A 591-nucleotide genomic window follows, 5' to 3' on the forward strand; every position below is an offset into this window, starting at 1 on the left:
CGCCAGCGCCAAATCGGCCTGCAGACTGCGTTCGTGAAATTCATCGAGGATCACCAGCGACACGCCCTGCAGCTCGGCATCCTGCTGCAGCATGCGGGTGAGAATGCCTTCCGTCACCACTTCCAGCCGGGTCTGCGGCCCGCTTTTACTTTCGGCGCGCATGCGGTAGCCCACGGTCTGGCCGGGCTCCTCCCCAAGTTGCTGTGCCAGGCGGTAAGCGACATTTTTCGCTGCCAGCCGCCGCGGCTCCAGCATGATAATGCGCCCCGGCAATCCGGCCTTAGCCAGGATCTGCAGCGGCAACCAGGTGGATTTACCGGCGCCGGTCGGGGCGTGCAACAGCACCTGAGGAGCGGACTGCAGCGCAGCCAGCAACTCATCAAGCACCGCGCTGACGGGCAATGAAGACACTGAACTCTCCGTGGTGGTTAACGTTAAACGGCGTACAGTGTAGCATTAGCTTTGCCCCCGTAGCCTTTCAAACTGCGGCGTCGTTAGCTATAGTACGGAGCTCATCCATGCGCCCCGCTTCGCGCGAGACCGTTGCAAACCGCATTCAAGTCTGTTCCTGACGGATTTGTCATTATTTAC

At 60.4% G+C, this 591-nt stretch carries 1 protein-coding gene; it reads right to left on the bottom strand.

Annotated features, from left to right (window positions below):
• Window positions 1–411 (bottom strand): DEAD/DEAH box helicase (locus SO140_RS46370; RefSeq protein WP_498544261.1); only part of this gene is annotated, 411 nt, incomplete at its 3' end.
• Window positions 412–591: the final 180 nt, after the last annotated feature.

It is taken from the genome of Bradyrhizobium sp. UFLA05-108 (assembly GCF_059803455.1).